General features: G+C 62.6%; 17 protein-coding genes and 2 pseudogenes. 7 read left to right on the top strand and 12 right to left on the bottom strand.

Annotated elements, in window-relative coordinates; all coding sequences use genetic code 11:
- Positions 1-96 precede the first annotated feature (96 nt).
- Both PSOLE_RS09250 and PSOLE_RS09245 read left to right on the top strand, forming a co-directional pair.
- Positions 97-429: pseudogene (locus tag PSOLE_RS09250) on the top strand (phosphohydrolase); the annotation flags it as partial.
- Between the two features lie 158 nt (positions 430-587).
- A complete protein-coding gene (locus PSOLE_RS09245; protein WP_003460948.1) occupies positions 588-1,976 on the top strand; it encodes an adenylate/guanylate cyclase domain-containing protein in 1,389 nt (462 codons plus the stop codon).
- A gap of 122 nt (positions 1,977-2,098) precedes the next feature.
- On the opposite strand, the gene PSOLE_RS09240 is transcribed toward PSOLE_RS09245, so the two are convergent.
- Together PSOLE_RS09240 and PSOLE_RS09235 are read right to left on the bottom strand one after the other, a co-directional pair.
- A complete protein-coding gene (locus PSOLE_RS09240; RefSeq protein ID WP_003460947.1) occupies positions 2,099-3,127 on the bottom strand; it encodes a glycosyltransferase family 4 protein in 1,029 nt (342 codons plus the stop codon).
- On the bottom strand, positions 3,124-3,936 hold the full coding sequence (locus tag PSOLE_RS09235) for a UDP-2,3-diacylglucosamine diphosphatase (protein WP_074859623.1): 813 nt from the start codon (positions 3,934-3,936) through the stop codon (positions 3,124-3,126). The genes PSOLE_RS09240 and PSOLE_RS09235 overlap by 4 nt, the downstream gene beginning before the upstream one ends.
- Before the next feature lie 134 nt (positions 3,937-4,070).
- Here PSOLE_RS09235 and PSOLE_RS09230 point away from each other — a divergent pair, with 134 nt between their 5' ends.
- The 3 genes from PSOLE_RS09230 (at position 4,071) to PSOLE_RS09220 (ending at position 6,304) form a co-directional block, all read left to right on the top strand.
- Positions 4,071-4,817 (top strand): helix-turn-helix transcriptional regulator, encoded by a 747-nt coding sequence (locus PSOLE_RS09230; RefSeq protein ID WP_039964695.1) that lies wholly within the window; start codon positions 4,071-4,073, stop codon positions 4,815-4,817.
- 303 nt (positions 4,818-5,120) lie between these two features.
- Positions 5,121-5,456, top strand: coding sequence for a tRNA-binding protein (locus PSOLE_RS09225; RefSeq protein ID WP_074859620.1), 336 nt, complete (start codon positions 5,121-5,123; stop codon positions 5,454-5,456).
- Complete coding sequence (locus PSOLE_RS09220) at positions 5,453-6,304, top strand: DMT family transporter (RefSeq protein ID WP_074859617.1); 852 nt, start codon at positions 5,453-5,455, stop codon at positions 6,302-6,304. The genes PSOLE_RS09225 and PSOLE_RS09220 overlap by 4 nt, the downstream gene beginning before the upstream one ends.
- 24 nt (positions 6,305-6,328) lie before the next feature.
- On the opposite strand, the gene PSOLE_RS09215 is transcribed toward PSOLE_RS09220, so the two are convergent.
- The gene (locus PSOLE_RS09215; RefSeq protein WP_003460942.1) at positions 6,329-6,610 is read right to left on the bottom strand and encodes a SelT/SelW/SelH family protein; all 282 of its coding nucleotides are present in this window, start codon (positions 6,608-6,610) and stop codon (positions 6,329-6,331) included.
- 71 nt (positions 6,611-6,681) lie between these two features.
- Here PSOLE_RS09215 and PSOLE_RS09210 point away from each other — a divergent pair, with 71 nt between their 5' ends.
- Positions 6,682-8,868 carry a patatin-like phospholipase family protein gene (locus PSOLE_RS09210; protein ID WP_074859612.1) on the top strand — a complete coding sequence of 729 codons (2,187 nt, stop codon included), beginning with the start codon at positions 6,682-6,684 and terminating at the stop codon, positions 8,866-8,868.
- A 54-nt stretch (positions 8,869-8,922) separates the two neighbouring features.
- On the opposite strand, the gene PSOLE_RS09205 is transcribed toward PSOLE_RS09210, so the two are convergent.
- From PSOLE_RS09205 to PSOLE_RS09185, 5 genes and pseudogenes are all read right to left on the bottom strand, one after another.
- Positions 8,923-10,917 carry a FimV/HubP family polar landmark protein gene (locus PSOLE_RS09205; protein ID WP_455737534.1) on the bottom strand — a complete coding sequence of 665 codons (1,995 nt, stop codon included), beginning with the start codon at positions 10,915-10,917 and terminating at the stop codon, positions 8,923-8,925.
- Positions 10,918-11,272: 355 nt separating this feature from the next.
- On the bottom strand, positions 11,273-11,704 hold the full coding sequence (locus tag PSOLE_RS09200) for a MarR family transcriptional regulator (protein ID WP_003460939.1): 432 nt from the start codon (positions 11,702-11,704) through the stop codon (positions 11,273-11,275).
- A gap of 132 nt (positions 11,705-11,836) precedes the next feature.
- Positions 11,837-12,997 carry a GGDEF domain-containing protein gene (locus tag PSOLE_RS09195; RefSeq protein ID WP_039964693.1) on the bottom strand — a complete coding sequence of 387 codons (1,161 nt, stop codon included), beginning with the start codon at positions 12,995-12,997 and terminating at the stop codon, positions 11,837-11,839.
- A gap of 90 nt (positions 12,998-13,087) precedes the next feature.
- Positions 13,088-15,220, bottom strand: a complete 2,133-nt coding sequence (gene recQ / locus PSOLE_RS09190) for a DNA helicase RecQ (RefSeq protein WP_074859606.1) — start codon at positions 15,218-15,220, stop codon at positions 13,088-13,090.
- A 633-nt stretch (positions 15,221-15,853) separates the two neighbouring features.
- A pseudogene (locus tag PSOLE_RS09185) lies at positions 15,854-16,030 on the bottom strand (transposase); the annotation flags it as partial.
- Positions 16,031-16,150: 120 nt separating this feature from the next.
- Between PSOLE_RS09185 and PSOLE_RS09180 the strand changes: the two are divergent.
- On the top strand, positions 16,151-17,098 hold the full coding sequence (locus tag PSOLE_RS09180) for an AraC family transcriptional regulator (RefSeq protein WP_074859604.1): 948 nt from the start codon (positions 16,151-16,153) through the stop codon (positions 17,096-17,098).
- Positions 17,099-17,201: 103 nt separating this feature from the next.
- Here the strand turns inward: PSOLE_RS09180 and PSOLE_RS09175 are convergent, their stop codons facing one another.
- From PSOLE_RS09175 to PSOLE_RS09160, 4 genes are all read right to left on the bottom strand, one after another.
- Positions 17,202-18,350, bottom strand: a complete 1,149-nt coding sequence (locus PSOLE_RS09175) for an acyl-CoA dehydrogenase family protein (RefSeq protein WP_003460934.1) — start codon at positions 18,348-18,350, stop codon at positions 17,202-17,204.
- Between the two features lie 66 nt (positions 18,351-18,416).
- Positions 18,417-18,995 carry an eCIS core domain-containing protein gene (locus PSOLE_RS09170; RefSeq protein WP_003460933.1) on the bottom strand — a complete coding sequence of 193 codons (579 nt, stop codon included), beginning with the start codon at positions 18,993-18,995 and terminating at the stop codon, positions 18,417-18,419.
- Positions 18,996-19,025: 30 nt separating this feature from the next.
- Entirely contained in the window at positions 19,026-19,625 is a 600-nt protein-coding gene (gene recR / locus PSOLE_RS09165; protein WP_003460932.1) for a recombination mediator RecR, read from the bottom strand.
- A gap of 202 nt (positions 19,626-19,827) precedes the next feature.
- Positions 19,828-20,154: a YbaB/EbfC family nucleoid-associated protein gene (locus PSOLE_RS09160; protein WP_003460931.1), complete on the bottom strand. Its 327-nt coding sequence runs from the start codon at positions 20,152-20,154 to the stop codon at positions 19,828-19,830.
- Between the last annotated feature and the right edge of the window lie 8 nt (positions 20,155-20,162).

Genomic DNA, 20,162 nt, shown 5'->3' with positions numbered 1-20,162 from the left:
TACTCGACGGCTCATTTGGGCGACCAAACTTCGCCTCTCGCGCCTAGCCCCACGCAAAAACTGGCTCCGTCGCGGCCGTGCGCGAAACGGCAACAGAGCCTAGGCAGCTACAACCACCCGGACATTGCCACAGCCATCCTCAAGCCTTTCGTCAGTGCCGAGAATCACTGGATGGTCGAGAAGCATGGCATTTTCCAGGGCTATTACTTCTTCCACCACCTGGGCATGGATCGCCACCTGCGCGAGCAATTCAAGGATCACCCGCAATACCAGGCGACCATCGAGTTCTGCGCCAAATACGATGCGGCCGCCTTCGACCCGGACTATGAAAGCCTGCCATTGAGCTTCTTCGAGCCCATGCTGCAGCGCGTATTCGCCCGACCGAAGAACTCCATCTATCTGGCTGCAATGGACAATACCAGCGCCTGACCGCTGGCCACTGTTGCGCCACCGCTCGGCGGCCATGCTTGGCTGGCCTCCACCCCCTTGGTTATGATCCCCGCCCAGCGAGCCTCAGGCTCAGGTCTTGCAGACCAGCCAGGCGTCCAGCAGAGACGCCAGAAATCCAGCAGGGACAGTTCCAGCAGATGAAGCCAGCAACCATCAGCCGTGCCAACGGGCTACCGACGCCGCCGTTGCGCGAATACTATTCGCGCGTACTGGCCTATATCGCCACGGCCGCCAGCATCGCCGCCGGCACCTATGTCGGGCACTTCGCCTACGACATTCTGTGGATGGTGCCCTACGCCCTGCTCTACCCTCATCTGGCGCACAATCTCAGCCGCCGTTTCAAGCGCGACTATCCGCAGCAGACCGACCTCGCCCTGCTGTTCTTCGATGCCCTGCACGCCGGCGCGGCCTGCGTGCTGCTCGGCTTCTCTGCCGTGCCCAGCCTGATGTTCCTGCTGATTCTCTGTTTCAGTGCCCTGGTCGTCGGCGGCATGCGCTATCTCGGCCTGGGCCTGCTGGTGGCCGCCAGCGGCATGGCGCTGTGCGCCGCGCTGGTTGGGATTCATCCCAATACCGACACGCCGACGCTGGTGGCGCTGGTCAGCATCCTCTTCGCCACCCTGTACATCTGCATCACTGCCTACTTCGTCAACCAGCAGGGCCTGCGCCTGGCTCAGGTACGCAGCGAGATCAAGCGTGAACAGGAAAAGGCCGCGCGCCTGGCGCGCAACCTGGCCAAGTACCTGTCACCACAGGTCTGGGAATCGATCTTCACCGGCAAGAAGAGCGTGCGCCTGGAGACTCAGCGCAAGAAGCTCACGGTGTTCTTCTCCGATATCAAGGGGTTTACCGAGCTGTCGGAAGAGCTGGAAGCCGAAGCGCTGACCGACCTGCTCAACACCTACCTCAATGAAATGTCGAAGATCACCCTGAAATACGGCGGCACCATCGACAAGTTCATCGGTGACTGCGTCATGGTGTTTTTCGGCGACCCGAGTAGCAACGGCGCCAAGAAGGATGCGGTCGCGGCGGTTTCCATGGCCATCGCCATGCGCAAACACATGAAGGTGCTACGCCAGCAGTGGCGCGCCCAGGGCATCACCAAGCCACTGGAAATTCGCATGGGCCTCAATACTGGCTACTGCACGGTGGGCAACTTCGGCGCCGACACGCGTATGGACTACACCATCATCGGCCGCGACGTGAACCTTGCCAGCCGCCTGGAAAGCGCCGCCGAATCCGGCGAAATCCTGATCTCCCACGAGACTTATTCGCTGGTCAAGGACGTGATCATGTGCCGCGACAAGGGCCAGATCGCCGTCAAGGGTTTCACCCGCCCGGTGCAGATCTACCAGGTGGTGGACTTCCGCCGCGACCTGGGCGCCACCTCCAGCTACGTCGAGCACGAACTGCCGGGCTTCTCCATGTACCTGGACACCAATGGCATTCAGAACTTCGACAAGGAACGGGTGATCCAGGCGCTCAACCAGGCGGCCGAAAAGCTGCGCGACAAGGTCATTCTGTAAGATCGGAACGCCGGCCGCTCGTAGCGCAGCGAACAGTCCGCCGTTCTTTGGCGCAGTACAAATCCAACGGCGCACTGCTTCCAAGCGGCCGGTGTCCCGGTACGCCCTACCGGCAATACGCCCTACGCCTCCAGTGCCTCGGTCAACACTGGCTCGCCATCGATCAGCGGCTGCAATGCCAGAAACTCCAGCGCCGACGCGCGCCAGGACTGCGCTGCCGCCAATTCCGCGCAACGCTTACGATCCAGCTCCAGCGCGCCCAGGCAGGCGGCATGCAGATCCTCGGCCATCACTCCACTGACGCCCTGCTGCAGCACATCCAGCGGCCCGGCCACGGGAAACGCAGCCACGGGTGTACCGCAAGCCAAGGCCTCCAGCATCACCAGCCCATAGGTATCGGTACGCGAAGGGAAAACCAGCACCGAGGCATCCTGATAAGCCTCGGCCAACGCCTGGCCATGGCGGTAGCCGAGAAAGCGCACCAGCGGATACTGTTGTTGCAACGTCTCACGCTGTGGACCGTCACCAACCACACGTTTCTCCCCCGTCAGGTCCAGATCGAGAAAGGCCTGCAGGTTCTTTTCCGGAGCGATGCGTCCGACGTAGAGAAACACCGGTTGCACAGGTCGTGGACGCGTCTCGTCCGGCCGAAACAGCCGGGTATCCACCCCTTTGCACCACAGTTGCAGCCGTTGCAGAGCCCAGTTGGCGAACTCCTGGCGCAGCCGCTCGGTGGTCACCAGCACGGCGTGACTGGGGCGATGGAAAGCGCGTAGAAAGGCATAGCCCCAACGCGGCGCAATCCAAGGCCAGCGGGCGCTGACGTACTCCGGAAAACGCGTATGGATCGCCGTGGAAAACGCCAGCCCACGCTTGACCAGCCAACGCCGCGCTGCCCAACCCAGCGGCCCCTCGGTAGCGAGGTGCACGCAGTCAGGACGAAAGTTGCGAATCGCCGCACCGACGCGCCACAGATCCCACACCAGCGGAATCTCAGGGTAGGTCGGACAAGGCACGGCGCGGAAATCGGCGGGCGATAGCAGCTTGACCTGATGCCCCAGCCCACGCAGTTCGCCGACCAGCGCGGCCAGGCTGGTGACCACACCATTGACCTGAGGCGCCCAGGCGTCGGAGACGATCAGTATCCTCATGCGCCGGTCTCGAGGGCGACAGCCTGCTCCTCGCTGGCCAGTTGCGCCTCGGCCAGACGATAGAGCTCGATCTGCCCATCCCAGTGCTCGATCAGCGCCGTGCAGGATTCCACCCAGTCGCCGCAGTTCATGTACTCGACACCACTGACCTGACGGATTTCGGCGTGGTGGATGTGACCACAGACCACGCCCTGCAGGCCGCGCTTGACGCACTCGTGAGCGATGGCCTCCTCGAAGTCGCTGATGAAGTTCACCGCAGTCTTGACCTTGTGCTTGAGGTAAGCCGACAGCGACCAGTAGCCGTAGCCCCAGCGGCTGCGCCAGTGATTGAGCCAGCGGTTGAGGGTCAGGGTGAATTCGTAGGCCGAGTCGCCGAGAAAGGCCAGCCAGCGGTGATAACGGGTAATCACATCGAACTGATCGCCATGGATCACCAGCAATTGCCGGCCATCGGCCGTGACGTGCACGGCCTCGTCGACCAGTTGGATATTGCCCAGCAGCAGGCTGGAGTAACGACGCAGAAACTCGTCATGGTTGCCGGTGACGTAGATCACTTCGGTGCCGTGCTTGCTCATGGTCAGCAGACGGCGGATGACGTTGGTGTGCGCCTGTGGCCAGTAGATGCCGCCGCGCAGTTTCCAGCCGTCGATGATGTCGCCCACCAGGTAGATACGGTCGGCGTGGTAGCGCTTGAGAAAGGCTGCCAGGTGCTCGGCCTGGCAATCGCGGGTGCCGAGGTGTACATCGGAGATCCACAGGGTACGGACACGTTGCTTGCGGCTGGGCTTGGCGAGCTGGACGCTGGTCATGGGCGACCTCCGGCTGGGTTTAGACGAGCTTGAGGGGTCGCGGTGAAAGGCTTGTGACGGGAAAAAGACGGTCCCATGACGCAGCAGCGCCCCGGCCCAGGCGTTACACTGCGGCGGTTGCCGAGGAAACCGCCATGCTCCCGATCCTGTCCCTGCGTCATTACAGCCACGAAGTGCTCAGCCATAGCCACGACCACGCGCAACTGGTGTTCGGCCTGGCGGGCGAGCTGCAATTCGAAGTCGATGGCCAGGGCAGCCAGGTGCTGCGCCATCACCTGGCCGTAGTGCCGGCCGAAGCGCGCCATACCTGCGGCAGCCCACGCGGCAGCCAGTGCCTGGTGCTGGATCTGCCGGCCAACGACTGGCTGGAGCGCCAGCTTGGCCACCATGCGAGCGACATCCAGCGTCTGTTGGACAAACCCAACGCACTGCAACTCGATCCCTCGCAGGGGCAGCTACTCAACTGGCTGGCCAGCAGCCCGATCAATGATCCAATCATCGCGGGCCAAGGTGCGGCCTTGCTACTCGGCAGCCTGGCCTGCAGCCGCCAGCATGCCGAGACGACCGGCTTGCCGCTGACAGCCCTGGATCGCTATATCGAACAGCACGCAGCGCATCCGCTGCAGGTGGCAGATCTGGCACGCCTGGCCGGTCTGTCGGTGGCGCGTTTCCATGCGCGTTTCCTCGCCGAGACCGGGCGCACGCCGATGGAACATATTCGCCAACGGCGCCTGCAACTCGCCGAACAGCTGTTGCGTGGCAGCGACCTGGCGGTTGGAGAAATCGCCGCACAGGTCGGCTACAGCTCGCAAAGCGCCTTCACCGCTGCCCTCTATCGCCATCTCGGCATGACCCCGCGACAGTTGCGCCGCACGCGCTAGCAGCCCCAGCGGCGCACCGCTCTCGTAGGGTGGGTTAGCCGCCTGTCACGCTGGTTGGCTACCCCGCCGAAACCGGTGTGGCGTAACCCACCATCGTCGCCAATCGTTACATCGTCTGGTGGGTTACGCGGCGCGTCACGATGGAAGTGTCTGATCGTTCGAAGGTTAGCGCCGCTAACCCACCCTACGTGCTCCTGCCACCTTCAGACCTGATTGAGAGTCCGACGACAAAACTCGTAGTTCCTGCGACAGACAGCCCTTCGCGAGGCGCCTAGACTGCGCGTCAGTAACCAGGAGTACCCCATGCAAACCATCGAATGGCAGGATTTCGAGAAAGTGGAGCTGCGCGTCGGCACCATTCGCTGCGCTCGTCCCAATGAAAAGGCAGTGAAGCCGGCCTACGTGCTGGAAGTCGATCTCGGCGAACTGGGCGTCAAGACCTCCAGCGCGCAAATCACCGCGCATTACAGCTGTGGCGAGCTGATTGGTCGCCAGGTGCTGTGCGTGTGCAATTTCGCCCCCAAGCGCATCGCCGGGGTGCGCTCGGAAGTGCTGGTCACCGGTGTCTATGACAACGACAACCGTGTCGTCCTCGCCGGGTTCGACCAGCCATTGCCCAACGGTGCGCGCCTGGCATGACGGAACGTAACGCCCTGCTGGCGATTCACCTGGGTGCCCTGCTGTTCGGCCTGTCGGGCATTTTCGGCAAACTGGCGGCGACCACGCCGAACATGATCGCCGGCGGCCGCGCGTTCTTCGCGGTACTCGCCCTGGGCCTGGCCGCGCTGCTCTGGCGCAGCCGCAACGCGGTTCGCCCGAGCTTGCGGCAGATGACTCTGCTGGCACTCGGCGGCCTGCTGCTGGGCACGCACTGGGTCACCTTCTTCGAAGCGGTGAAGGTCTCCGGCGTGGCCATCGCCACGCTCGGCTTCGCCAGCTTCCCGGCCTTCACCGTACTGCTGGAGGGCCTGCTGTTTCGCGAGCGCACCCGCCCCGGCGAGTTCGCCATGGTCGGCGTGGTATGCGTGGGGCTGATCCTGGTCACGCCCGAGTTCAGCCTGAACAGTGACGCCACAGTCGGATTGCTGTGGGCAGTGTTGTCGGGCTTTCTGTTCGCCCTGCTGTCGCTGCTCAATCGCGCCAGCACCCGCGGCCTCGACCCGGTACAGGCAGCGCTGCACCAGAACGTCGCCGTGTTCATCTGCTTCCTGCCGCTGGCCTGGCCGCTGCTGCCCAGCGTGCGCCCGGTGGACTGGCTGTGGCTGGCCATGCTCGGCATCTTCTGCACCGGCCTGGCACACAGCCTGTTCGTCGCCAGCCTGCGCGTGCTCAAGGCGCGCACCACAGCAGTGATCTTCGCCCTGGAACCGGTCTACGGGATTCTGTTCGCCTGGTGGCTGTTCAGCGAGCAGCCGACGCTGCGCATGCTGGCCGGAGGCATGCTGATCGTCAGCGCTATCTTCGTTTCGGCGCGGATGGCGCGTTGAACCGAGCGGTACGTACGGCGCACCCTACCGGTCGTTGTGACCCAGATCGCGACCTGGATCGATCAGATCACGCACCCGCTGCTTGAGCACCTTGGCCTCGGGGAAACCACCATCGGCCTTGCGTTCCCAGATCTGTTGGCCATCGCAGAGGATGCGGAACACGCCGCCGGTGCCCGGCTCCAGGCTGACCCGGCCGAGCTCGTCGGCAAAGGTGCTCAGCAGTTCCTGAGCCAGCCACGCGGCGCGCAGCAGCCACTGACACTGGGTGCAATAGGTGATGACGATTTCGGGCTTCTGATCGGGCATGGCGGGGGCTCTACTGTGGGGCTTGATGCCTATAATACCGGTCTTTGTCTCTGCTCCTGCCGGAATCCATCATGCGCCGCCTGCTCCTTTCGCTGCTTTGCCTGTTCGCTCTGTCCAGCCTGCCTGTCATCGCCGCCGAACGTGTCGGCCTGGTGCTGTCAGGCGGCGCCGCCCGTGGCCTGGCGCACATTGGTGTGCTCAAGGCGCTGGAGGAACAAGGTATTCGCATCGACGCCATCGCCGGCACCAGCATGGGCGCCATCGTCGGTGGGCTGTACGCGGCCGGCTATTCGGTGGCGGAGCTTGAACGTCTGGCGCTGGAGCTGGATTGGCAACAGGCGCTGTCCGACTCACCGCCACGCGAGGACATCCCCTTTCGCCGCAAGCAGGACGACCGTGATTTTCTGATCAAGCAGAAACTCAGCTTTCGCGACGACGGCAGCCTTGGCCTGCCGCTGGGCGTGATCCAGGGCCAGAACCTGGCGCTGCTGCTGGAAAGTCTGCTGGTACATCGCAGCGCCACCCGCGATTTCGATCATCTGCCGATCCCTTATCGCGCCGTGGCCACCGATGTGGTCACGGGTGAACAGGTGATCATGAGCAGCGGCCACCTGCCGCAGGTGATGCGCGCCAGCATGTCGATCCCGGCGGTGTTCGCCCCGGTGGAAGTGGACGGTCGCCTGCTGGTCGACGGCGGCATGGTCAACAACGTGCCCATCGACGTGGCGCGACAGATGGGCGTCGATCACGTCATCGTCGTCGACCTGGGTATGCCACTGAAACCGGCCAAGGACCTGCTCACCGTGGTCGACGTGATGAATCAGTCGATCAACCTGATGATGCGCAAGAACTCCGAGGCCCAACTCGAAACGCTGGAGGCGGACGACGTATTGATCCTGCCCCCTCTGGCCGGCTTCGGCGTCGCCGACTTCAATCGTGGCGAACAGATGATGGACGCCGGTTATCGCGCCACGCAGATTCAGGCAGAGCGTTTGGCTCGCTTGCGCACCGGCAGTGCCGGCAACCCGGCGCTGGCCATGGCGCGCTCGCGCGAACAGCGCACACCGGTGATTCGCGAAATCCACGTGGAGAACGACTCGAAAGTCGGCGACGCGGTGATTCGCCGGCACATTCGCCAACCGCTCGGCGAGCCACTGGACATGGATCGCCTGCAAAAAGACATGGGCACGCTGTATGGCCTGGACTACTTCGAGCGCGTGCAATACCGGGTAGAGCCGCTGGACGAGCGCGGTAGCGCCCTGGTGATCGATGCCCGCGGCAAGCGCACCGGCACCGATTACCTGCGCCTGGGCCTGAATCTGTCGGATGACATGCGCGGCGACAGCCCCTTCAATATCGGCGCCAGTTACCGCATCAATGGCATCAACGAGCTCGGCGCCGAATGGCTGACTCGCTTGCAGTTAGGTGACCGCCAGGAGCTCTACAGCGAGTTCTATCAGCCGCTGGACGCCGGCTCACGTTACTTCGTCGCGCCCTACCTGTTCGGCGAGGCGCAGAACGTCGAAGCGATTCTGGACAACGACCCGATCGCCGAATACCGCCTGGAACGCTACGGCTACGGTCTCAATCTCGGCCGACAGATTGCCAACAATGGCGAGATTCGCTTCGGCATCGCTCAGGCCTGGGGCGAGGCGGATGTCCGCGTAGGCGAGCGCGACCTGCCCAGCTTCAGCTTCAGCGAGGGCTACTACGAACTGCTGTACTCCTTCGACACCCTGGACAACCTCGACTTCCCGCGCACCGGCGAGGATATCGGCCTGATGCTGCGCAAGTACGACCGCGACCTGGGCTCGGACGAGGCATATCGCCAATGGCAACTGAAGCTGGACAAGGCCTACAGCCACGGCCCCAATACCTGGCTGTTCGGCGGTCGCTACGGGCGTACCCTGGATGAAGCGGAGGTGGTCACCTCGGGTTTCATTCTCGGTGGTGCCCAGGAGCTGTCGGGCTTTCGTCAGGACTCGCTGAGCGGCCAGAACATGGCCCTGGCACGGATGATCTACTACCGGCGCATGACACAAACCTCGATGCTGCCGCTGAACTTCCCGCTGTACCTGGGCCTGTCGCTGGAGCGCGGCCGTGCCTGGAACAACGACAACGCCTTCGACAGCGGCTATATCAACGCAGCCAGCATCTTCCTCGGCCTGGACACCCCGCTGGGCCCGCTGAACTTCAGCTATGGCTTCAACGACGAGCGGGAGAAGGCGCTGTATCTCAATCTGGGCAAGAGTTTCTGAAACGACGAGGCCGCGACATATGCGCGGCCTCGTCAGGTGCAGCAGCAGAGGCGCTCAGGCGATTTCCGCCAGCAACTGGCGCGCGGCCTTCCTCTGCTCGTCATCGCCGTTATCGATCACCTCGTTGAGGATGTCGCAGGCGGTGGCGATATCGCCCTGTTTGATATAGGCCAGCGCCTGGTTAAGCTGGGCCATGTGCTCCGGATTGCCCGCCAGGTGGTCGATGTCGCCCTGCAGCGCAGCGGTGGCATCGGCATCACCGGCGAAAGCGTCGATGAAGTTGTCATCCAGCGCCGGCACCTCATCACTGAGCACCATTTCCATCTCACTGAAGGCGCTCAACTGCTCGTCTTCATGATGCAGTTCGAACACCTCCGGGAGCTCCTGCAGATTGCTGGCGAACGACGGATCGAACTCCGGTTCTGCAGCAGCCTTGGGTTTGGCCTTGGCGGCAGCAGGGAAAGGGCTGACCAGATCCCAATCGGCATCCAGCGACAGGTCGTCGAGGTTGAGCTGAAAATCAGGTTCGGCCGCAGGCTGCTGCTCAGCGATAACCTCGGTCGGTACCTGCTGAGTCACCCGCAGATCAGGATGCCGCGCCTTCAAGGCATCGATGCGTGCGGCGTCGAACGCTTCGGCGCGCAGCACGGCCTCCTCACGCGCGAAGCCCGCCCCGTCGCCCAGCAGCGCCAGAACTTCCAATAGACGGAAGCGCAGATCGCTGCGCTGCGGGTCCTGAGCCAGCGCCTTGCTCAGCTCACCACGGGCCTCGCTGAAGCGACCGTAGGCGATGTAGACATTGGCAGCCTCGAGTGGGTCGACCGGCCCTTGAGCACGCACCGGAGCCGGCGCCGGTACTGCCTTGACCACCGGAGCTGCGCCAACCGCCGCGAGTAGCGGACGAGGCGGTTGCTGCGGTGGCTGCCCCTTGGGTTGTACCTGCACCACCGGCCTGGTTTTCTCGCCACGCCGCCGCACGGCCCAGAAAAGCGCACCGAGCAACAGCAGAAGCCCTATACCACCGGCCAACAGGGTCGACCACCAGCCGCGCTCTGCTGCCGCGGGCTCCTCGACACTGACCGGCGCGGCGGCAATGGGCTGGGCGGCCGGCTCGGCGGGCGTGCGCGCAGCCAGCTCAGCCAACTGAGCATCCTTCTGCGCCAATTGCTCCTGCAACTGCTGCAGTTGCAATTGCAGTTGCGCCAAGCCTTGTTGCAGTTGCAGATTTTCCGCCGCCTGGTTGGCCAGCTCCAGATCGACCTGGCGCTGCCTCTCGGCCAGCAGCTCCAGGCTTTCGCTTTGCTGCGGTGCTGGCTCCAGGGCAGCCAGAGGCGCGCTAACGGGCCCTTCGGCAGTGTTTTCAGCGAGCACGGGTGAGGCCTCGGCAGCGACCGGAGCAGCGCTCGGCGGGGCAGCCTCCGCACGGGCGGCATCCGGCAACAGCAGCTCGGCGCCAGCCTGTAGACGACTTGGATCGCCGCCAGCGAAGGCATTCGGGTTGAGGGCAAGAATGCCCTCCATCAGCGCCTGCTGAGACAGCGTACTGCCCTGCTCACGCAAACGCGCGGCGATGGACCAGAGACTGTCGCCACGGCTGACCTGATGACGGTGCCCAGCAGATGCACGCGGCGGCGTGACCGCTCTGACCGACGAGGCCGGTGCTGCGGTGCGGTTAGAGGGTTGCGATACGGCAGCAGCGCTTGGTGCGGTTACAGCGGAATAAGCCGAAGAACCAGGTGGATCGAGCAGAACCGTATATTCACGTAGTAACTGGCCATTGGGACGCGCCACTTCGACGATGAAGTTCAGGTATGGCTCACGCACCGGACGGTTCGACACCACGCGGATCACACTACGTGATCCCTGCAGAAGCGGCGTGAAACGCAGATCATTGAGAAAGTAGAAGCGCTCCACCCCCGAACGACTGAACACCTCGGCTGGTGCCAGACCGACACGCAGATCCTGCGCGCCCAGATCACCCACTTCCAGCAGCTCGATCTCGGCCTCGAAAGGCTGATTCAGCGCAGAATGCAGCGTGATTTCACCCAAACCAAGCGCCGGAGCCATTCCCGAATAGAGGGCGGATCCCGACGCCAGACCCAACATTAATTGACGCACCCGAGCCATGCGACCTCCAGGGTTATTCGGCTCGAACGCCACCTCCTCGACTTCCTGTCTGAGCATCCCTTGGCCGGGAGGCTGGCGCCCTTGATAGTTCGAGAACGGGCGACAAGGTCCTTGTCGAGGCCGTCTCGAATTGCATTATGGCTACTAATTCACAAAGTAGCGGCTTGGCGGCCAGTTTGCCGATGAAAGCACGGTGCCATCAAGTTGAATCAGTCAAAAATTAGGCAAATAAAAAATACGATCAAAAAATGATCGGATTTTTGACAGTGCAGGCGGTTCACTTCATCAGGTTGCCGAGCACTCGAGCGTGCACCTGCTGACAGCGACGCAGATCCTCCTCGTCGATACCGGCGAAGACTTCATGGCGCAGCTGGGTGGAAATCGCTTCGATCTTCTCGATCAGAGGCTGCGCATCCGGCTGCAGCGCGATCTTCTTGGCACGGCGGTCTTCGGGTACTGCCACGCGAGTAACCAGCCCCTGACTTTCGAGACTGTCGAGTAGACGCGCCAGCGTCGGCCCCTCTACGCCGACGCTTTGCGCCAATTCACGCTGGGTCGGCATTTCGCTGAAGCGCGCCAGGTGCAGCAGCACCAGCCAGCGAGCCTGGGACAGGCCCAGCCCTACCAGGCGTCTATCGAGTTCGGAACGCCAGGCACGGGATAGCTGGGCAACCTGCATGGCAAAGCGATGTTGATCGGGGTAAGACATGGGCAAGCGGACTCATACAAAGGTCAAAAACTAATTATTAGCCAGCTAGCCATAACCCGATGCGCAGGGCAAGCGCGGATTGCGCCATGAGCGTTGCAGAATGCGACCGGCTCGTTGCGCCCCGACTGCAACTCAGGCCGCCACCCTGTTACGTCCGAAAGCCTTGGCCTCGTATAGCGCTCGGTCGGCCTGCTCGTAGAGCTGACTCAATTCAGGCTGGCTATCGGGGCTCAGGCAGGCAACGCCGATGGACATGGTCAGTACATCGGCGCTGTCGGAACCACGATGGGCGATGCCCGCCTCCTCCAGCGAATGGCGCAGGGCCTCGGCGCGTTGCCTGGCTTCATCGGCGCTGATGTCGAACAACAGCAGCGCGAACTCCTCCCCGCCAAGCCGTACGCCCATATCCAGTGGTCGCCGCGCGGCCTGCTCGATCAGTGAGCCGACACGCTGCAAAGCCGCGTCGCCAGCCTGGTGACCGTAGCAGTCGTTGTACGCCTTGAAATGGTCGATATCGCAGAGCAGCAACGCAATCGATATGCCCTCACGCTGCGCCTGGCGCCACAGGCGCTCGAACTGCCGATTGAAGCTACGACGGTTATGCAGCCCGGTCAGGCTGTCGTGGTAGGCAAGCAGCTGCATCAGATGGCTGATCAGAAAATGCTCGCGTGATTTGTATTCCAGGAGGTAGCAACCGACAGCGCCGATAAGATTGCCGAAGACCAGGAACAACAGGTTGTTGATCAACCTCGGAGCAGGCAGCCCTGCGGCCAATTCCGCCAGCACATAGGCGAGCAAAATCACCAGGGAACAGGCAAGAGCCTCGCTCAAGCGCAGGCCGACCAGGAAGTACGCCGCCATGCTCACCAGCAACAGTCCTTCGTAGGGGTAGCCGGGGTCGGCGCGATGGGCAATACCGACAATCATCGCTGCGCCCACGCCGAGCACTAGGATGCAGGTCATGCTCAGCGGTAGCAGAAGATGGCTGTGGCGACGCCGCAGGATCAGGGTCGCGCAAACCAGCAGGATGACCAGCGCCACCAGGCGCACTGCGATCACCCAGCCCAGGTGCGATGCAGGCACCACCAACATGTCCAACACCGTCAGGGCCAGCCAGATGACCGTGGCGACGCACAGCGCGATACGTTTGAGTTCGAAGCCGTCCTCAAGCATGTGCGCACGATATTCACGCTCGAGAGCGCGGGAAAAACGCAACCGCCGAAACCCCAGGCTCAACTGCTCGGCATAAGGGCTCGGACGAACCTCGTCGTACCAGGCGTGATAGTCAGGCACCCTCACCTCGTTATCTGGCGGCCTGCCCACACCTTAGCCCTGCGATCGAAATGCCGCCAGAATCAGGCTGCCAAGTTTCACCGAGGACACTTAGATCTCGAACTCGGCCTGCAGCGCCGCACGCACGCAGTAGAGCACCGCTTCGTCGACCCGCCCGGCGAACAGCGAGGCAATCTCGCTGACCGCCGGTAATTCGCCCTCGCCATCGAGGAAGGTCTCCTGAATCTCGCCCAACAGTTCCTCAGGAAGATCCAGCGCCTGCTCCAGGGTCAGTTGCTGCTGGGCGATTGCCTCGGCTAGCAGGCTGTAGACGTTCTTCTCGGTGCAACCCAACTGGCCGGCGATTTGCGTCGGGGTCATACCGGCGCGAGCCAGGCTGACCAGCTCATGACGCAGATCGGCCACCGGCGGTGGCGTGTCATCCGCGCCGCTGCCATTGAGTACTTCCAGGAAGGCCTGGCCGTAGCGTTCCAGCTTGCGCGCACCGACGCCGCTGACCTCGGCCATTTCACTCAGCGAGCTGGGCTGGCTGCGCAACATTTCCAGCAACGTGGCATCAGGGAAGATCACGTACGGCGGTACGCTGTGCTCTTCGGCCAACTTACGACGCAGACTGCGTAGCGCCTCCCACATATCCCGCTCATGGCCGCGCACCAGTTGGCTGGCGGCGCTACTGGAGGCCTTGGCCGCCTGCGCCGGCTTGGGCTCACGACGCAGTTGCAGGCTGACCTCACCACGCAGCAGCGGCCGGCAGGACTCAGTCAGGCGCAAACCGCCGAAACCGTCCAGATCGACATCGGCCAGGCCGCGGGCGACCAACTGGCGGAACAGGGTTCGCCACTCGACCTCGGAAAAGCCCTTGCCGACGCCGAACACCGCCAGGTGCTGATGGCCGGCGGCGCGAATCTTCTCGTTGTCTCGGCCGAGCAGAATGTCAACCAGATGGCCGACACCATAGCGCTGGCCGCTGCGATAGACCGCCGACAGCGCCTGGCGCGCCGGCTCGGTGGCATCCCAGGTCTCGACGCCGTCGATGCAGTTATCGCAATGCCCGCAGGGCTGAGCCAGTTCCTCGTCGAAATAGCCCAGCAACGCCTGGCGGCGGCAGCGTGTCTCCTCGCACAGGGCGAGCATGGCGTCGAGCTTGTGCTGCTCGATGCGCTTGTGGCGCTCGTCACCTTCGGAATTGTTGAGCATCTGCTTGAGGAAGATCACATCCTGCAGGCCGTAAGCCATCCAGGCATCGGCCGGCAAGCCGTCACGGCCGGCGCGACCGGTCTCCTGGTAGTAGGCCTCCAGCGACTTGGGCAGATCCATGTGGCAGACGAAGCGCACGTTGGGCTTGTCGATGCCCATGCCGAAGGCGATGGTCGCCACCATGATCAGGCCTTCCTCATTGAGAAAGCGCTTCTGGTGATAGGCGCGCAACTCGCTGGGCAGGCCGGCGTGATAAGGCAGCGCCGGAAAGCCCTGGCTGCTGAGAAAGTCGGCGACCTCCTCGACCTTCTTGCGCGACAGGCAGTAGACGATACCGGCATCACCCTTGCGCGCGGCGAGAAAACCCAGCAGCTGCTTGCGCGGCTGATCCTTGGGCTGGATGCGGTAGAAGATGTTCGGCCGGTCGAAGCTCGACAGAAAGCGCTCGGCGTTGTCCAGGTGCAGACGCTGGACGATTTCCTCGCGGGTACGTTTGTCCGCGGTGGCGGTCAGGGCGATACGCGGTACATTGGGAAACAGCTCAGCAAGCTGACCGAGCTGCAGGTACTCAGGCCGGAAATCATGCCCCCACTGCGACACGCAGTGCGCTTCATCGATGGCAAACAGGGCGATATCCAGGCCCTGCAGGAAGCTCAGCATGCGCGGCTGCACCAGGCGCTCGGGCGCCAGGTAGAGCATCTTGATCTGCCCGCGACGTATACGGTCGGCGATCTCGCGCTGCTCGTCAGGGCTCAAAGTGGAATTCAGCGCCACAGCTGCCACACCCAACTCGTCGAGGGTGGCCACCTGATCGTCCATCAGCGCGATCAACGGTGAAACCACCACCGCCAGGCCCTCGCGCATCAGTGCCGGCACCTGGAAGCATAGCGACTTGCCGCCACCGGTAGGCATCAACACCAAGGCGTCGCCGCCGCCGGCCACACGCTCGATGATCGCGGCCTGGTTGCCGCGAAAGGCGTCGTAGCCGAAAACGTCTTTGAGAATGCGCATGGCGTGGTCGAGCATGAAGGCCTCCAAATCTGGCCGCGCATTATGCCGCAGGATGGCAGGCAACAGGGCGCCTACCCGTCCGAAGCCGCTGAGTCGCCGCTTTCAGAGCGCGCCGCGCTGGCGCTGGGGCGGCGGTTGACTAGAATCCACCCTCGTGTGCGACACGTTGAACGTGTCGTGCTTGGTTTGGTTAATGCGCCTAGGCACCTTAATCCCTTGCTATCAGGGGGGGTTGAAGCCCGAAAAAGCATTCAACAAACCGGCTCAGCCTGGTTAATCCACACCCTGGAAACGCATCGTTTTGGCGGGGATGGATAACAAAAGCTGTATCTGTTCACACCCTAAAATGGGTCAATGAGCGGTTACAGAAACAGGATAGTAACGTTCAGCCATCATCGAATTGCTACTAAAAATGTCTGACCCGAGGGTGAATTTGCCCTCCGGGCAGAACTCATCCGCGCACGTCTGGCAGTGAGCCAATTCAGCGTCGTGAAACGTTGGGGGGATGTTGAACCAAGCACGGAGCGAAAAGCTCCGAATCGCATTGCTCAACTTCGCTGGCATAGGAAGCACCGAGCCTGGCATGTACCTGCCAGTTCATTAGATCGGCATGCGTCAGGGGCCAACCCTGGGGTGTGAAGCCGGATTAACCTTATTCCAGTTCCCGAACGCTTCGGGGAGATCTCTCCAGGGGCATCCCGTGCGCATGCGGTACAGCATGCCCTCCACGGTCATTCGTCGATCACGCTTGTTGTAGATGGCCTTGCGCAGCAGAATTTCCCGCAGCTTCGACCAATGCCCATCACTGAGCAATAATCGGGGCATTGTAAACTCGTATCGATGTTGGGTCAGAGCTTCAACGATACGTATTTTCTCATATATATCAACTTATTAGCGCAAAACGGCAACAGCCCCTAGGCTTCGCTGACTTTCCGGAGGCGCGCCATGCAGTCACCCATTCACACCGCCACAACTCTCGACACCCCCCTTGCCGAACTGAGCCATGAAATGGCGCGCCTAGTCGATCGCTTCGCCCCCGAGGACGGCTTGCACCTCACAGCGATTCCTGGCCTGAAGCTGGCACGCGCCACGACACCCAGCCTGCCGATGCAGACAGTCTACGACCCCTGCCTGTGCATCATCGCCCAGGGCCGTAAAGAGATACGTCTGGGTGACGAACTCTACGTCTATGATCCGTTGAATTATCTGGTGGCGTCGGTGGTGCTGCCGGTAACCGGCCGGGTTATCGAGGCCAGCCCGGATCACCCCTATCTGAGCATCGCTCTGGAGATTGATCCCGCGCTGATCAGCAGCCTGCTCACCGAAATGCCAGCGATTCCGGCCCCGGACGCGGCTTCCCAGCGGGCGCTGTTTCTCGATCGCCTCGACCCACGCTTGCTGGATGCGGTGATCCGCCTGCTGCGCCTGCTGGAAACCCCATCCGACATCGCCATGCTGGCGCCATTGGCATTGCGCGAGATTTTCTACCGCATGCTGCTCAGCCCGCAGGGCCATCGCCTGCATGAAGTGGTGATCGCCGACAGCCAAAGCCAGCGCATCTCCCGCGCCATCGAGTGGCTGCGCAAGAATTTCGATCAGCCGCTGCGGATCGAGGAACTGGCCCGCGAGGTGAACCTGAGCCCCTCGACCCTGCACCATAGATTCAAGACGGTCACAGCGTTCAGCCCGCTGCAGTACCAGAAGCAGCTACGCCTGCAGGAGGCTCGCCGACTGATGCTGTGCGACAACCTCGAAGCGGCAGCGGCCAGCTACCGCGTCGGCTACGAAAGCCCATCGCAGTTCAGCCGCGAGTACAGCCGTCTGTTCGGCGATCCGCCGCAACGCGATATCGCCCGCCTGCGCCAGGCCGCGCAGAATCAGGTCGCTTCCTGATAACCGCGCAGGACCATGCCCCCGTGGGAGGCGCTTCAGCGGCGAGCTTTTCCGCCCTTTTTGGGGATGATCGCGGCTAAAGCCCCACCCACTGCGCGTCCGGCTACAGCCCCATCTGCTTGGCGATGATCTCGTTCATGATCTCGCGCGTACCGCCGCCAATGGAGAGGATTCGATTGTCGCGGTATAGGCGCTCGACCAGGGTTTCGCGCATGTAACCCATGCCACCCATGATCTGCACCGCATCGTAGGTCAGGCGATCAGCAATATCGGTGGCGAAGTTCTTGGCCATGGAAATCTCCTTGATCACGCTCCTGCCGGCGGCCATTTGAGCGGCCTGGCAGTAGGTGAACTCGCGGGAAACCTCCAGTTGCGTGGCCATCTCGGCCAGGCGGTGCTTGAGCACCTGGAACTTGCCCACCGGCTTGCCGAACGCCTGGCGCTCGCGCGCCCATTTCAGCGACTCCTGCAGGGCCAGTTGTGCGGTCATGTTGGCCATGATCGCCAGGCTCAGGCGCTCGCTCTGGAAGTTGGCCATGATGCAGGCGAAACCGGCATTCTCCACGCCGATCAGGTTCTCCACCGGCACCTTGCAGTCGTCAAAGAACAGTTCGGCGGTATCCGACGCCCACCAACCCATCTTCTTCAGCTTGCGACCGACGCTGAAACCCGGCGTGCCCTTCTCCACCAGCAGCAGGCTGACGCCACCGAAGCCCTCACCGCCGGTGCGCACCGCCACCGTGTAGTAATCGGCACGCACGCCGCTGGTGATGAAGGTCTTGCTGCCATTGACGCGGTAGTGATCGCCATCGCGCACAGCGCGGGTCTTGAGATTGGCCACGTCGGAGCCACCGGTGGGCTCGGTCACCGCCAGCGCCATGATCTTCTCGCCGGCCAGTACCTGCGGCACCACGCGCTCACGCACGACGGGCTTGGCCCATTTGACGATGGGTGGCAGGCCGATATCCAGCGAACCGAGCCCGGCCACCAGGCCGCCGGAGCCACTGCGCATCAGTTCCTCGCTGGCCGCCACTTTGGCGAACACGTCTCCCTCGTGACTGCCGCCGAACTGCTCTGGGTAGCCGATACCGAGAATGCCCGCAGCGCCGGCCTTGAGGTACAGCTCACGAGGAAACTCCTCTGCCTCTTCCCACTCGTCGATATACGGCAGGATTTCACGCTCGACGAAACGCCGGACGGAATCACGAACCAATTGGTGGGACTCATCGAAATACGACAGAGAGGCGGCCATGCGGGTACTCCCGTTATCATTTTGGCTACCCTAACCTAGCGCTTGCTTGGTTTTCAAGCGAGCGTTTCATTTCTGCTCGCGCAACGCCTTTCTCACCCGCTCGCCCATCTCGTAGGCTGGCCCTTCCACTGACTGGAAATTGCGTGTGTAACGCTGGGCGAAGCCATCGGTGCCCCACTCGCGGTATTGCTGCACATGCCACAATTCATGCGCCCACAGCGCCGCATCCTGCTCAGCGGCAGCGGCGTTGCGAAACACCACCACATCGACCAGCGTCACGGCCTGCACATCGGGGTTCTGCAGCATGACGGTGGCGGCGTCCATCTCGTCGGTGATGCCCACGCGAAAGCGCACTTCATCAAGCAACGCATCGTCGTAGAACGGCGCGAGCTGGGCACGAATCATCAGAGGGATAGGTTCGGTGCCGGCTCGCAGTGCTGCCTGGCGAGATTGCAGCAACCAGGCTTCGAGACGCGCCGCCGCCATATTCAGGCCATTTTCACGCACCCGTACCGGATCGGGCACGCACAAGCAGGAAGCGCCCAGACACACCTGTACCTGCCCGTTCGGACATTGAGCCTGTGCGGCCAGAGGCGCCCCGAGCAGGAGCAGCAGAGCAATACGGCGCAGAGTGTCGGTGGTCACTGGCACTCCGAATCGAGAGGGTTTGACTGCTTACAGGCTGATCGGGCGCCGACCTGCCAAGGCATGCGCCAGGGTGCCGCCGTCGACCAGTTCCAGTTCGCCACCGAGCGGCATGCCATGGGCGATGCGCGAGGCGATCAGGCCTTTGCCGGCGAGGATCTGAGCGATGTAGTGCGCCGTGGCCTCGCCTTCCACCGTCGGGTTGGTGGCCAGGATCACTTCGCTGAAAGCACCGGCATCGATACGCTCCAGCAGCGCCGGAATACCGATGGCCTCTGGCCCCAGACCATCGAGCGGTGACAGATGCCCCTTGAGCACGAAGTAACGGCCGCGAAAACCAGTCTGTTCCACTGCGTGCACATCCATTGGACCTTCGACCACACACAGCAGGCTGTCGTCGCGGCGCTCGTCCAGGCACAGCTGGCAGATCTCGTCCTCGCTCAGGCTGCGGCAGCGCTTGCAGTGCCCCACGCCTTCCATCGCCGCATTCAGTGCCTGCGCCAGACGCAGACCGCCACTGCGATCGCGCTCGAGCAACTGCAACGCCATGCGCTGCGCGGTCTTCTGCCCAACACCGGGCAGGATGCGCAGAGAGTCGATCAACTGGCGAATCAGGGGGCTGAAGCTCATGGCGTTCCTGCAAGGGTGAGCGGGGAAAGATCTGGTGGGCTAAAGCCCACCCTACGGATTTGCAACGAGCAGATTCCCGGATTGCATCTCATTGGGCTACGAGCCGGCCCAGTCGACACGGCAAGAGTGGCGATCAGGCAGCGTGCAGGGCAAGTTCGCCGGCAACGCCGCCATGTGCGTCGACTGGACGGCACGAAGCCTGTCAGAAGGGCATTTTGAAGCCGGGGGGAAGCTGCATCCCTGCGGTCATGCCAGACATTTTTTCCTGGCTGTTCTGCTCAACCTTGCGCACGGCATCGTTGACCGCTGCAGCAATCAGGTCTTCCAGCACTTCCTTGTCTTCCTGCATCAGGCTGTCGTCCAGGGTGATGCGCTTGACGTCGTGACGACCGGTCATCACCACGCTGACCAGGCCGGCGCCGGACTGGCCGGTAACTTCAGCGTTGGCCAGTTCTTCCTGCATCTTCTGCATTTTTTCCTGCATTTGCTGAGCCTGCTTCATCAGGCCTGCCATGCCACCTTTCATCATGTCGGTAT

This window comes from Pseudomonas oleovorans subsp. oleovorans (assembly GCF_002197815.1).
In the GTDB taxonomy this organism is placed as follows: domain Bacteria; phylum Pseudomonadota; class Gammaproteobacteria; order Pseudomonadales; family Pseudomonadaceae; genus Aquipseudomonas; species Aquipseudomonas oleovorans.
The sequence above is the reverse complement of the archived record's forward strand: the minus strand, read 5'-3'. Positions and strand labels throughout refer to the sequence as shown.